This window comes from Mycobacterium haemophilum DSM 44634 (genome assembly GCF_000340435.2).
Taxonomy (GTDB): domain Bacteria; phylum Actinomycetota; class Actinomycetes; order Mycobacteriales; family Mycobacteriaceae; genus Mycobacterium; species Mycobacterium haemophilum.
Genome location: NZ_CP011883.2, coordinates 668,669 through 682,229, shown reverse-complemented (window position 1 = coordinate 682,229; position 13,561 = coordinate 668,669). Strand labels below are relative to the sequence as shown.

9 protein-coding genes, 1 tRNA gene and 1 pseudogene are annotated in these 13,561 nt (G+C 63.0%); 7 read left to right on the top strand and 4 right to left on the bottom strand.

Translation table 11 applies throughout. The features are described from left to right. Positions 1 to 7 precede the first annotated feature (7 nt). Positions 8 to 1,705, top strand: coding sequence for a thiamine pyrophosphate-binding protein (locus B586_RS03245; protein WP_054880697.1), 1,698 nt, complete (start codon positions 8 to 10; stop codon positions 1,703 to 1,705). A 264-nt stretch (positions 1,706 to 1,969) separates the two neighbouring features. Next, positions 1,970 to 2,455: a hypothetical protein gene (locus tag B586_RS03240; protein ID WP_054880698.1), complete on the top strand. Its 486-nt coding sequence runs from the start codon at positions 1,970 to 1,972 to the stop codon at positions 2,453 to 2,455. Here B586_RS03240 and B586_RS03235 read toward each other — a convergent pair. Further along, positions 2,452 to 3,270 (bottom strand): Mut7-C RNAse domain-containing protein, encoded by an 819-nt coding sequence (locus tag B586_RS03235; RefSeq protein WP_082607491.1) that lies wholly within the window; start codon positions 3,268 to 3,270, stop codon positions 2,452 to 2,454. The two genes, B586_RS03240 and B586_RS03235, sit on opposite strands and share 4 nt — an antisense overlap. 210 nt (positions 3,271 to 3,480) lie before the next feature. Here B586_RS03235 and B586_RS03230 point away from each other — a divergent pair, with 210 nt between their 5' ends. Both B586_RS03230 and B586_RS03225 read left to right on the top strand, forming a co-directional pair. After that, a complete protein-coding gene (locus B586_RS03230; protein WP_054880699.1) occupies positions 3,481 to 5,676 on the top strand; it encodes an FUSC family protein in 2,196 nt (731 codons plus the stop codon). A gap of 39 nt (positions 5,677 to 5,715) precedes the next feature. Continuing rightward, positions 5,716 to 6,882 (top strand): FAD-binding domain, encoded by a 1,167-nt coding sequence (locus B586_RS03225; RefSeq protein ID WP_054880700.1) that lies wholly within the window; start codon positions 5,716 to 5,718, stop codon positions 6,880 to 6,882. Between the two features lie 29 nt (positions 6,883 to 6,911). Here B586_RS03225 and B586_RS03220 read toward each other — a convergent pair whose 3' ends face one another. Then, positions 6,912 to 7,796, bottom strand: a complete 885-nt coding sequence (locus B586_RS03220) for a LysR family transcriptional regulator ArgP (RefSeq protein WP_047313582.1) — start codon at positions 7,794 to 7,796, stop codon at positions 6,912 to 6,914. A 71-nt stretch (positions 7,797 to 7,867) separates the two neighbouring features. Here B586_RS03220 and B586_RS03215 point away from each other — a divergent pair, with 71 nt between their 5' ends. Next, entirely contained in the window at positions 7,868 to 8,467 is a 600-nt protein-coding gene (locus tag B586_RS03215) for a LysE/ArgO family amino acid transporter (protein ID WP_047313583.1), read from the top strand. A gap of 475 nt (positions 8,468 to 8,942) precedes the next feature. On the opposite strand, the pseudogene B586_RS20695 reads toward B586_RS03215, so the two are convergent. Further along, positions 8,943 to 9,085, bottom strand: a pseudogene (locus B586_RS20695) (transposase); the annotation flags it as partial. A 447-nt stretch (positions 9,086 to 9,532) separates the two neighbouring features. On the opposite strand from B586_RS20695, the gene B586_RS03205 reads away from it, so the two are divergent. Further along, a complete protein-coding gene (locus tag B586_RS03205) occupies positions 9,533 to 12,856 on the top strand; it encodes a helix-turn-helix transcriptional regulator (protein ID WP_414738691.1) in 3,324 nt (1,107 codons plus the stop codon). A gap of 36 nt (positions 12,857 to 12,892) precedes the next feature. Here B586_RS03205 and B586_RS03200 read toward each other — a convergent pair. Further along, positions 12,893 to 12,976: transfer RNA gene (locus B586_RS03200), tRNA-Tyr, on the bottom strand. A gap of 71 nt (positions 12,977 to 13,047) precedes the next feature. Between B586_RS03200 and B586_RS03195 the strand changes: the two genes are divergently transcribed. Next, a complete protein-coding gene (locus B586_RS03195; protein ID WP_047313584.1) occupies positions 13,048 to 13,539 on the top strand; it encodes a YajQ family cyclic di-GMP-binding protein in 492 nt (163 codons plus the stop codon). The last annotated feature ends 22 nt before the right edge of the window (positions 13,540 to 13,561 follow it).

The window sequence follows — 13,561 nt, the reverse complement described above, 5'->3', positions numbered from 1 at the left end:
CCTACACATGCGTGCAATCCAGAACGGCGCCAAAGTCCTGTTGGATCAGTTGAATGCACACGGCGTGGACTGTGTTTTCGCCTCTCCGATCGCCGTCATGGCACCAATCTGGGAGGCGCTGACCCGCCGCGTCGATAACACGACGCCACGTTACTTCCGCTGCCGTCACGAACTCCTGGCGGTCAACCTGGCCTCCGGATACTACAAGGCCACCGGCCGCAGCCAGGTCGTCTTTCTGCCGTCGTCGCTGGGAATTCAAAACGGCTCCATGGGACTGCACACCGCGCTGCAAGAACGCACCCCAATGACCGTACTGTCGCCCGACACGCTCACCTACGGCGAGGATCCCGCCACCGACCCTGGCCCCGAATGGCCCTCGCTGCTGGTCGACCTGGTCGGGCCCGCCCGCAACGCGGAAGCCGTAGTCAAATGGTCCAAACGGGTGCGAACCCCCTCCGAATTGGTTTACGAGCTACGGCGCGCCCGCTTCGTCGCCGAGTCGGTGCCGCGCGGTCCGACCGTGCTGGAGATCCCGTTCGACCTGCTGATCGGCGAAGGCCACGGCGAGATCCCGACGTGGGTTGCGCCCGCGCCGGTCGTCGCCACCCCACAACAGATTGACCACGTCGCCCGGATTCTGGCCGAGGCCGAATGTCCGCTCATCATCACCGAGCATGGCGGCCGCACGGACGAACAGCGCGACGCCCTGGTACGCATTGCCGAAGCCGTGTCGGCGCCGGTTTTCGAGTTCATGTCGCCCGCCTACCACAATTTCCCGCGCTGCCATCCGCTCTACGGCGCGGGGCCGGTGGAGGCCGTGGTGGGCGACGCCGACGCGATCCTGTTGGCCGGCTGCAATGCGCCCTGGCATCCGCCGCGCCCAACGCTACGACCGGGATGCGCCGTCATTCATGCCGACGAGGACCCGCTGCGTCCGCGGGCGGCGTATTGGGGCTACCCGACCACGCACGCGCTTCCGGGAGACCTCGCCCACAACCTTGAAACGCTGGCCGCCAGCCTGGCGCAGCGATCGCCCCGACCCAATGCCGCTCAAACCGCTGCACGCTGGGCCCGTCACACGCAGAGCGTTCGCGACCAGGGCATCGAGGATGCCCGCCAATCCGGTGTGCAGGCAAACGATTTCGTGCCTGCAGCCAAGCTGTTCGCAGAACTACACGACGCGCTGCCCGACGATGCGATTTGCGTCGACGAGATCATCGCCCAAATGCCGCAGATGATTCAGTTCCTCTTCGAGCGCAAGCCTATTCGACAATACCGCGGCTGGGCCGGAGCCCTCGGGACCAGCCTGGGCACCGCGTTGGGCGTCAAACTCGCGCGCCCGCACCAACTTGTCGTGTCAATCCTTGGCGACGGAGCCTGGCACTACAACCCCGTCCCGGCCGCCCTCGGATTCGCCCAGGAGTACAACGTTCCGTTGCTGATCGTGCTGTGCAACAACCGAGGCTTTGCGTCGCAGACGTGGAACATGCTGCGCTACTTCCCAGACAGTGCCGCGGTTCGCGACCGCGATTTCGTCGGCGACGTTATCTCACCAACACCGGACTACGTCAAAGTCGCCGAAGCTTATGGCGGGGCGGGCGAACGTGTCGAGAAATCGGGCATGCTGCGCCCAGCCCTGCAACGCGCCTTGGCCACCGTCGCCTCCGGCACAACGTTCCTGCTCGACGTGACAGTCGACCCGTAGCTGACCCGATCAGCCTCGCGAACCAATAAGGCAAGGCGATGCTTCGGCGACCAGTCCGTCGCCGCCGCCCTACCGTCTGTGCGCCGAGTTAAATGGAGTGTGGGACCCACAATCGGGGCGTTGCACGGTCAGTCAAGCAGTTCGAGCCGGACCACGCCGAGGGTGGGCTCATCACCCCGCGCGTTCCCTCGCCGAGTTCGCACCGATCCTGCGCGACAAGGGCTGCCCAACTGACGTCGCAAGCTCGAGTCGTACGGTGTTGTCATGACAGAACAGTCGTATGCCATAGATGTCGGACACCCGCCCAGTGCATTACTCCGTATTGTCAATCCGATTCTGGGCGCCCTGCTGCGCACTCCGCTCGCGGGCCCTGCTCGCAAGCAGCTGATGATGTTGAGCTTCACTGGGCGAAAGACAGGGCGGCAGTTCTCAATTCCGGTGAGCGCCCACCTGATCGACAACGATCTCTATGCATTGACCGGCGCGCTCTGGAAGCAGAACTTCCGTGGCGGCGCTGTCGCCAAGGTCGTCTATGACGGGAAGACGACCGCGATGCGGGGCGAGCTGATCCGAGACCGTGCGGTGGTCTCCGATCTGTACCTGCGGTGCGCCCAGAACTACGGCGTCAAGCGCGCACAGCTGATGATGGGGTTGAAATTCCGCGAGCAGCGAATTCCGACACTCGAGGAGTTCGGCGAGGCGGTGGACCGCATGCAGCTGGCCGCCATCCGGTTGACTCCAGCCGATTAGCCTTCCCCGAGCGTGCGGCCAGCTTCACGCTCGGTTTCGAACGTGCGGCTAGCTTCACGTTCGGCGGGGCCAAGTTGGTCGCGCAGTCGTTCGACCAGTCGGACCAACCGTGCATGATGCGACCCTGCCCAGTAGATCCGACCGCATGCTGGGCAACGGCTGAAGTCCTGGTAGTACCGGCGGGTCAACGGCTCAAGTTGGTCAATCACCTCATCTTTGGTGACCGCGGCCAACGTCCCATTGCACCGGATGCACCGCGTCAACGGCGCCAGCCGCTGCCGTAGGTCTAGTCGTCTGATCACCTCGACCGTCTGCTCCTGGGGATGCTGGGAGTGGACGAATAGGCCATGCGTGATCGCCCTACGCTTCAACAGGGCACGGTCGCGGGTCAGCAGGATCCGTTGCTGCTGGCGGCTGATGTTGGTCAGGGTCGTGTCGTCGGCGTTATTTGACCACCACACGTCGAGGCCGAGCATTCGCAGCAGGCGCGCCAGCCGACCGAGGTTCACGTCGACAACGAACCGCGGGTCACGCAACGGCACCGGCCGCAGCCTGGCCGTCGACCCGACGTCGAGGGCCTCGAACATCGGGTAGGCGGTGATGCGGTCGCCGGCCGTCGGCCGATGGCAAGACTCGACAGGATCGCCGTTCACCAGGATGAGGTCGACCTCGGTATGCGGAATGCCCATCGCTTCCAGCACATCCTTGACCGTCTGATGACTCTGGAACGGACGACGCACGGTCACACCACGCGACTCGGCTTCCACGAAGTCATTGAGCTCGGCGTATGCCCGAACATCCACATGGCCGGCCATTCCTTTAGGCACTGGATAACTGGAACACCGCCCCGAAGCCGGGGAGGGCCACCGTGTCCCCCGCGCCGGGTCGCACCACCACCGTGACCTTAGTCTGATTCACGTCGACCGCCTGACCTCGTATTCGCGCCTACTAGATCGACGATCCCTCAGCTAGATGCGTCCGCGCAATGGGTCATCCATGTTTCGAAAGGGGGTGTCGCATCGGTGATGCTTCTTTACGAACGCGCACAAAACTGGGCGATCGGCTCTGATCCCGGATTGCTGCGGCTACGGACGGCGAGCCGGACGACGGGCGCACTGGCCTGCTCGTTGGTGATCCTTTACTTTCTGACGAGAGCGACCAAGCAGCCGCTGACCGTCGCTTTGCTCGGCGTCGTTATCACGATGATCGCGGCACGATCCGTCAACGAGCCAAGCCCACACCAGCAACGGATCACGATGGCGCTGCTGCCCGTGCCCGCCGCGCTTGCTATCGCCGCCGCAGCGCTGCTGGCACCCCACCAGGTGGTCAGCGACGTTGTCTTCGTGGTTATCGTGTTCGCCGCCGCCTACATCCGCCGCTTCGGGCCGCGCGGCAGGACGCTGGGGATGGTGGCGTTCATGGCCTACTTTTTCACCTTGTATCTGCGGGCCGGTATGTCGGAGTTGCCCTGGATGATTGGGGCGATCGTGGTGGGCACGATGTGCACGTACGTGATGAGCAGCTACGTTCTGCCCGATCGACCCGAACGTGTGCTGGAAGCCAGCCTACGGGCGCTGCGGGCGCGGATGGCGATTGTGATCGACGGCACCGCCGACGCGGTCGGTACCGGCCGGCTCGACGAACGGCGCCGGCGCCGCATGCAGGCGCATATCGTTCGGCTCAACGAGACCGCTCTCATGGTGCAGAGCCAGATCGAAGACAGAGCCGACCCTGCCGCACCGTGGCCCGGAGTCACCGACGAACAACTGAGCCCCTGGTTGTTCGACGCCGAACTTGCCATCGAATGGGTCGACACCGCCGGTCGACGAGCCGCGGCCGTCGCCTCGAACATAGCTGCCGCCAGCCGTGCCGAACTGGTCGGGACGCTTCGAGAGCTCGCGCGGGCAATCCGGCTACCGCAACCCGATGGACTTCGACAGACCGCGAACCGGGCTCAACGGCTGCTGGACCAACAGCCCAGCCCTACCGAAGCCGACACCCCAGCCAGCGACGCCGGTAGCGCCGCCGTCCGCCGCCTTGCCCTGGCGATCATCAACGCGGCGAACGCGACTTCTGATATCCGGGCAATGGTCGAGGGCGCGACCACCGGGACCCCGGAAAGCGCAGCAAGCGCCCCGCCAGCCGCATCCGACAGCGGCGCCGAGCAACACCGCGGCGGCTTGCGGCCAACGACCCGGCAGGCCATCCAAGTGGCCGTCGCCGCGTCCTTAGCCATCGTCACCGGCGAGTTGGTGTCGCCGGCCCGCTGGTACTGGGCGGTGGTCGCGGCGTTTGTGATCTTCGCTGGCACCAACTCCTGGGGTGAAACCCTCACCAAGGGCTGGCAGCGGTTGCTCGGCACCATCGTCGGCGTGCCCTGTGGTGTACTGGTGGCCACGCTGTTCTCCGGCAACACCACGGCCTCGCTGGCCGCGATCTTCGTATGCCTGTTCTGCGCCTTCTATTTCATGGCGGTCACCTACAGCCTGATGACCTTTTGGATCACCACGATGCTGGCGTTGCTGTACGGCCTGCTCGGCCAATTCTCGGTCGACGTGCTATTGCTGCGAATCGAAGAGACCGCACTCGGCGCCGTCATCGGCGTGGCGGTGGCCATCCTGGTGTTGCCGACCAATACCAGATCCGCCATCCGCGACGACACCCGCGCCTTTTTGACGACCCTGTCTGCACTGATCGAGGCAACCACCGCGACCATGTTCGGTGACGACGAGAGCGGGAGCCCGACCGAGCGGGCGCGTCAACTCGACCGAGACCTGCAGCAGTTCCGGGCTACGGCTAAGCCACTAGTGGCTGGGGTCGCCGGCATCAACAGCCGCCGAAGCATTCGACGCGGCCTGCGGCTATTCACCGCATGCGATCACTTCGGCCGCAGCCTGGCGCGGAGCAGCGAGCGGTACCGGAATCCGGCCGGCTCACCCGAGCTGGCCGCTACGCCTGCCAATGCCTTCACGTCGGCCGCAACGCAGACTCGGCGCAATATCGACGCGCTAGTCGCGGCCATCGACGGTGCCCACACGCCGACGATCGTCTCCGCGACCGACGACCTCGATGCCGCTGAGACCTTGACCCGCCAGCACTTTGGCGATCAGGATGACCGCGTACCACGGACCGATACCCGACGATTCCTCACCGCAGTGCACTCGCTTCGCCAGATCGATCGCATTATCGGCACGGTAGCCGCCGACTTCGGCGCGGCATGATGACCAGCGATTGACCGCGTCGACCGGCAGAATCGCAGCATGAGAATCGCAATCAGCGGTGCCGGGGTGGCAGGCGCTGCGCTCGCCCACTGGCTTCATCGCACCGGCCACACCCCAACACTGATCGAGCAGGCGCCGAAATTCCGCACCGGCGGCTACATGATCGACTTCTGGGGCGTCGGCTACCAAGTGGCCAAACGCATGGGCATTGAGGACCCGATCCGCACCGCCGGCTACCAGATTGAAAGCTTGCGCTCGGTGGGCCGGGGCGGCGAGACCAAAACGGACCTGAGCGTCAACATCTTTCGCGGCATGATCGGCGACGACTTTACTAGCCTGCCCCGCGGCGACCTGGCCGCCGCGATCTACGCCACCATCGAAGACCAGGTCGAAACGGTCTTCGGCGACAGCATTGCCACCATCGACGAGCAGGCTGATGGTGTCCGCCTGACCTTCGATAACGGCGCGCCGCGCGATTTCGACCTGGTTATTGGCGCCGATGGTCTGCACTCGAATGTGCGGCGTCTCAGCTTCGGGCCAGAGGAGACCTTCGAGCATTACCTTGGCTGCAAGGTCGCGGCCTGCGTGGTCGATGGCTACCGCCCACGCGATGAATTGATGTACGTCACCTACAACACGCCCGGCAAACAGGTGGGGCGATTCTCGCTGCGCGATGACCGCACCATGTTCTTGTTCATCTTCCGCGCCGAGCACGACGGCGCCGGCGCGGCACCAAAAGACCAGTTGCGCAACCAGTTCGGTGACGTCGGCTGGGAATGCCCGGATATCCTCGCGGCCCTCGCTGATGTCGACGAGCTGTACGTCGACGTCGTCAGCCAGATCCGCATGGGTCGCTGGTCACGCGACCGGGTGCTACTGATCGGTGATGCAGCGGCTTGCATTTCGCTGCTTGGTGGCGAGGGCACCGGCCTGGCGATGACCGAAGCTTATGTGCTGGCCGGCGAACTGGTGCGCGCCGGCGGCGATTACCGCCGTGCTTTCGATGCCTACGAGGCATGCCTGCGTCCCTTTATCGAAACCAAGCAAGCCGCAGCGACGAGGTTTATCTCGTTCTTCGCCACGCGAACCAGACTCGGGCTGCGGTTCCGCAACGTGGCACTGCGCACGATGAACTTCAGGCCGCTGGCCCACCTGTTCGCCGGCAGCGTGCGCGACGACTTCGAGTTGCCCGCGTACGGCATCTAACTTTGGGACAGACACCGCGCTTGTGGTCCTTATGTTGATCGACGGCGGAGGTCCGTGGCGGCGGCTAGGACCGCGTCGGTAATGGTCGTCACGATTGGGCTCTCCAACTTCCAGCACTGCCAGAACAGCGGTACATCCAAATGAAGGCCGCTGATCGGAACGAACGATCCGGCGGCCAGCTCAGGTGCCGCGAGTTTGTCGGGAAACATGCCCCAGCCAAGCCCTGCCCGCGCCGCTGCAGCCATTCCTTCTGTGGTCGGCACAAAATGTATCGGGCGGCTGATTGCGCGGCGAAATGCCTTGCGCACCAGCATATCCTGCAGCGCGTCATTGCGGTTCCAGGCCAATGACGGCGCCACCGATGCCGCGTGCGCGGTGAAGCCATTGGGTAGATGGCGTTTGATGTAGGACGCGCTGGCGACCGGCACATAACGCATGGCCCCCAAGGGCTGCACTCGACAACCTGACACCGGAGCGCGTTCGGTGGTGACCGCACCCATCACGACCCCCTCACGTAACAACTGCGCCGAATGGTCCTGGTCCTCAATGCGGATGTCGAACAAGACATCCTCCAGCCCGGCGAAGACCTGGGGAAACCAAGTCGCCATCGAGTCGGCGTTCACGGCCAATGCAACGCGAGTGCGCGTCGAATCGTCCCGCAGCTGGCTGAGGGCCTCGGATTCAAGCATCGCGGTCTGTGCCGCAAGTCGCAGCAGCGGGATGCCGGCCGCCGTCGCCACGCACGGCTTTTTTCTTACCACCAGCACCCGCCCTACCCGCTGCTCAAGCACCTTAACCCGCTGGCTGACAGCTGACGGGGTGATGTGCAACCGTTCGGCCGCAGCATCAAAGCTGCCCAGTTCGATCACGGCTGCGAAGGCGGCCAGCTGGTCGTCATCCAACAGCTGCGTCACATTAGAGATTCTACTGATAGTTAAGAATATTTAGCTCGACTGAAACCGTTGGTGACCCTAGCGTTGACGCGGTGACTTCCCCCTTGCTGCTTGGCTTTATGACCGGGATGGCGCTGATCGTGGCGATCGGCGCTCAGAACGCCTTCGTGCTGCGCCAAGGGATCCAGCGGCAACATGTGCTGGCCGTGGTGGCAGTGTGCGCGGTCTCCGATCTCGTACTGATCGCAGCCGGCGTGGCCGGATTCGGCGCGCTGGTTACCACCTATCCCGACGTCGTCGCAATGACGAAGTTCGCCGGAGCGGCGTTCCTCACCTGTTATGGCCTGCTGGCGGCCCGACGCGCGTGCCGTCCCAGCGGCCTGCAGCCCGCCGACGCCGCACCGGCGCGACTGGTCAGCGTGGTGCTGGCCGGCCTGGGCTTCACCTGGCTCAACCCGCACGTGTACCTCGACACCGTGGTGCTGCTCGGCACGATGGCCAACCAGCATCGTGGTGAGCGCTGGCTATTCGGCATGGGCGCGGTAGCGGCCAACACCGTATGGTTCACCGCGCTCGGGTTCGGTGCGCGCGGGCTGCACGGGTTGTTCGCCCGGCCCAGCGCCTGGCGCGTCCTCGACGGGTTCATCGCGGCCACCATGATCGGCCTCGCCGTCGCAACGGTGCGGTGCTAACTCGGCGGGCACGGGGTATTCCTGCGGGACAGCGAAGAGGGTACCAGTGACGCCAACGACAGAGGTCGACGCCGACGTGGTTGACCGCGCTGGCGACTGTCGCGACAGTGGTCGCGGCTGCCACCGGGCACCGGCTGCCCGAACGACTGCTGGTGTGCCGAAGAAAAGGCCACTCATGTGCTGATCCGCCGAGTAGCTAAGGGCAACAAGCTATCTGGACGGACCGCTCTGGCGAAGATCGCGTGATCTGTTGCCATTGCGCAGCCTCATCGTCTGATTCGGGCTCGAAATGAATGAAGATGCCGCGAACGATTGCTGACGTAGGCGTTTAAATCTGGTGCTTGGGGGCACTCGGCAGTCGTGGACACCGACGGCTGCATGGGTTGTTCGCACGGCCCAACGCCTGGCGTGTGCTCAACGGGTTCATCGCGGCCACCATGATCGGCCTCGCCGTCGCAGTGCAGTAGCTGGGCTACTTATCGGCGAGCGCATCGACGATCCGATCGGATTGCGCTGCAACGGAATCAGCATCGGGCTGGCCATAGACCGAATGAACAGAGTGCGCACCCACGGCCACGACGCTTTCGGAGGTATCGACATCAGATTCGTCGAGTGGTGGCAAAGCTACCGAGAACTGGATGGAGCGATTACGTTTGACCTGCGCATACCCGTCAGCGACAGGCCGGGCTTCGGCGAGTTGCCCATCGCTAATCCATGGAAAGTTACGCATTAATGCTGACGTTTTCCGCCCCCGGAACCAGATCTCTTATAACAAAGCCTGTAATCGATGCCGGGGCCGGACCCCGTTAGCCTGGGGGTGACGTTTTGGTGGTGATGGCGCCAACATCAGGGAGGGAAACCCACCCTGACTTGGGCAGCGCGCTCGGGGAAATCTTGCAATTCGCCGAGGTCGAGCGCCGAAAACCCGATGATTTGCGGCTCACCTCCCAGGACGAAGGGCTGCGGGTCGGTTTTCCGGCCTGTCTCTCTCCGAGAGTACGTGCATGAATTGGTGCAGGTTGGAGTTGATGTTTTGCTGCCTCGGTCGCTACATGCCGGCTTAGGGTGAGCGAGATTGACCAGCGCGCCGATGTGCCATCACCGTTGGACGGGAGCGATGGCAGGACTGCGTCGTTGCTGCCCGGCACCATAACGTTGCTTTTGGTGGCCGCCCAATCCAACACGGACCGGTTGGAGGGCATGCGACCGGAGGAGACGGGTACGGCAATTACGGAGCTGAGATCCGCGGTGTCAGAAGCCGCCACAGCCCATGGCGGGTTGCGCACAGTGGAACAAGGCGAGGGCGACACCGTTACCGTGGCGTTCAGTCGCGCAAGTGATGCTGTTGCGTGCGCCCTGGATCTGCAGCGCGTCCCGCATCCGCCGTTGCAACTGCGTATCGGTCTTGACACCGGTGAGATAACGTCTCGCGGGAATACCAACTGCATGCCGCCCACCATGGCCCGGGCTACGCGGCTGTTGGATCTGGCACATCCGGGTCAGACGTTATTGTCAACTACAACAGGTGATCTGGCTATCGACCAGCTCCCGGCCGATACCTGGTTGATTGACCTCGGCAGCCATCAACTGCCGGATCTACCTCGGCCTATCGGTGTCATGCAGCTGTGTCACCGCAACTTTCGCAATGAGTTTCCTGCCCTGAATCTGTTGGAAGCTGTTGCTGGCCAAGATCTTCCAGTACCGCTCACCACTTTTGTGGGCCGAGCCGCGCAGCTGGACGAAGTGCAAGAGCTCGTGATCGGAAATCGGCTGGTGACGCTGTACGGTGCGGGCGGGGTGGGCAAAACGCGCCTTGCGCTACAGGTGGCCGCTCAAATTACCAGCGAATTTAGTGACGGACTGTGGTACGTCGATCTAGGTTCGATCTCTGATCCCGACCTCGTGCCCATGTCGATAATGAGCGCAGTAGGCCTTGCCGATCAACCGGACTACGCAACACAGGAGACCCTGATCCGTTTCGTCGGCGACCGGCGCATGCTGATTGTGCTGGACACCTGCGAACATCTTCTCGATGTGTGCGGGGAGCTAGTGCTTGCGCTGCTGGGCGCCTGTCCCGCGTTGACGTTCTTAGCGACCAGCCGCGAGCCGATCAGGGTGACCGGCGAAGTCACGTGGCGGGTCTCGGCCTTGTCGCTGGCCGAAGCGATCGAGTTGTTCACCGACCGTGCTGGCCTGGTGTTGCCCGGATTCAGCATTACCGATGCTGACACCCAAGTCGTACGGAACATCTGCCGACGCCTCGACAGCATGCCATTGGCGATCGAACTCGCCGCGGCGCGGGTGGCTACGTTGTCGCTAGCCGAGATTACCAAGGGTTTGGACGATCGGTTTCGATTGCTGAACAGCGGTGCACGGACCACGGTGCCACGTCAGCAAACCCTGCGCGCATCAATGGATTGGTCGCATGCGCTGCTGACCGAAACCCAACGGACCCTGTTTCGCCGACTAGCGACATTTCCGGGCACGTTCGACCTCACGGCAGCCGAGGCGGTGGCCGGCTACGGTGACCTCAAGCCTCATCAGGTTCTCGATCAGCTGACGCTGTTGGTGAACAAGTCGCTGGTGGTGGTCGAAGGCAGTCGGGGTCGTACCCGATATAGGTTGCTGGAATCGGTTCGCCAGTACGCGGCAGAAAGGCTCACCGAGTCCAGCGACGCCACCGCCGTACACACACGTCATCGTGATCACTACGCGTTGTTGGCTGATCTGCTGGACGCTTCGGGACACCGTGACCACCAGGAGCTGATCGAGCGAGCCGAAACTGAACTCGATAATCTGAATGCCGCGCTTGCGTGGACCCACAACGCGGGCGATATCGCCGGCGCACTACAACTAGCGTCCTCGTTGCAACCGATCTGGTTTGGACGAGGGCACATGCATCAGGGGGTGGCCTGGTTCAACGCCCTCTTAGAAGACGAAAATATCCATCACCAAGTGGTATCTGCAGGGGTTTTGGCACGCGCGCTCGCCGACAAGGTCATGTTAGATGCAGTGCTCAGCAGCAGAGTGACCGTCGACGACATCACCGCTCGAGCTCAACAGGCCTTGGCTATTGCCCGCGATATAGGCGACCCTGTCGTCTTGGCTCGGGCGCTTACTGCCTGCGGCTTCAGCAGTGGTTACAACGTTGGAGTCGCCCGACCTTACTTTGACGAGGCGATCGAGCTAGCGCAGGCGTTAAACGATAAGTGGACGCTGAGTCAAATCCTTTATTGGGAGCTCCTCGGGGCCTACATATCGGGCGACCCGGTTGCGTTGCGCACAGCCGCTGAGACGGCGCAGGACCTGGCGAAAGCCATCGGAGACCGATTCGTTGCCCGTCAGTGCCTGTTGTGGTTCAGCGTCGCAAAGCTATGGCAGGGCGATCTCACCGAGGCAATCGCGCAATCGCGCAAGGTTACGGCCGAGGCTGAAGCGGCTGGCGATGTGATTACTCGAATAGCGGGTCTTTACACACAAGCGCGAGCGTTGGCGCACCGGGATGCCAAGAGGGCACAAGCCGCGGCCTGCATGATCGTCCAAGTCGCAACGGAGTTCGAGTTAAGTCCGATCTACCGAAGAATAGGTTATGCGGCCATGAATTGCGCGGCTTTGGGCGCAGGCGACATCGCCTTGGCCGTCCCTGACAGTGAGCTAGTGCCGCCGAGCCTTAGTGCCCAGCAAGATCTGGTGCCGACACAACATGACCTCATCGCGCAGGCAGCTCTGGCACGAGGTGATGTGTTGGTGGCACGGCGCATCGCCGACGAAGCCGTCCTCGTCAGCCAGGGCTGGCACCTCATGGTGGCTTTGACAACGCGTGCGCGCGTTGCGATCGCGCAGGCTGAACTCGAACAGGCACGAAATGACCTTCATACAGCGCTGGCCTGCGGTGCCGACATTCAAGCGTATTTTGGCATGCCCGACTGCATAGAACTCCTGGCCGGCCTGATCGGCGAGACCAGCAGTCACGAAGCCACGCGCCTTTTCGGCGCGGCATCCGCGCTGCGCCGCCGGACAGGTGAGGTCCGCTTCAAAACATGGAACGCCGCGTACGAGGCCGCGGTGGCGGCACTTCGTGACGCAATGGGCGACGAAGATTTCAATTCCGCCTGGGCCGAGGGCGCGGCCTTACCCATCAAAGAAGCGATTGTCTACGCGCAACGCGGACGCGGAAAACGTAAACGACCAGCCAGCGGCTGGGAATCATTGACCCCAGCCGAACGCAATGTGGTGCAGCTGGTTAGCGAGGGGCTATCAAACAAAGACATCGCAAAACGGCTTTTCGTCTCCGTGCGCACGGTGCATACCCACCTCACCCACATCTACACCAGACTAGGTATCAACTCCCGCGTACAACTCGTCCAAGAAGCAATGCGTCACACCTAGTCGACCCCATGGGGCCTGTCCAACACCTCTGACCTGTGGTGGCAGGTACAGGATTCGAACCTGTGTAGCTTTCGCGACGGATTTACAGTCCGCTCCCATTGGCCGCTCGGGCAACCTGCCGCCTAGCAGGGTACAACGAGCGGGTAGACAGAACACAAACGGCTATCACCGGAAAGGAAGGGACGGACCGCATGGCGGACTCATCGTTCGACATCGTCAGCAAGATCGACCGACAGGAAGTCGACAACGCGCTCAATCAGGCTGCCAAGGAGCTAGCGACGCGTTTTGACTTCCGCGGCACCGACACCAAGATCGCGTGGAAGGGCGACGAGGCCGTCGAGCTGACGTCGTCCACCGAGGAGCGGGTCAAGGCCGCCGTGGATGTTTTCAAGGAAAAACTGATCCGCCGCGACATTTCGATGAAGGCCTTCGACGCCGGCGAGCCACAGGCCTCCGGCAAGACGTACAAGGTCACCGGCACCCTCAAGCAAGGCATCGACAGCGGGAACGCCAAGAAGATCACCAAGCTCATCCGCGACGAGGGGCCCAAGGCCGTCAAGACCCAGATTCAGGGCGACGAGGTCCGCGTCACCAGCAAAAGTCGCGACGACCTGCAGGCCGTTATCGCGATGCTGAAGAACGCCGACTTGGACGTCGCACTACAGTTCGTCAACTACCGATAGCTACCTAGGCTCATAACGAGGT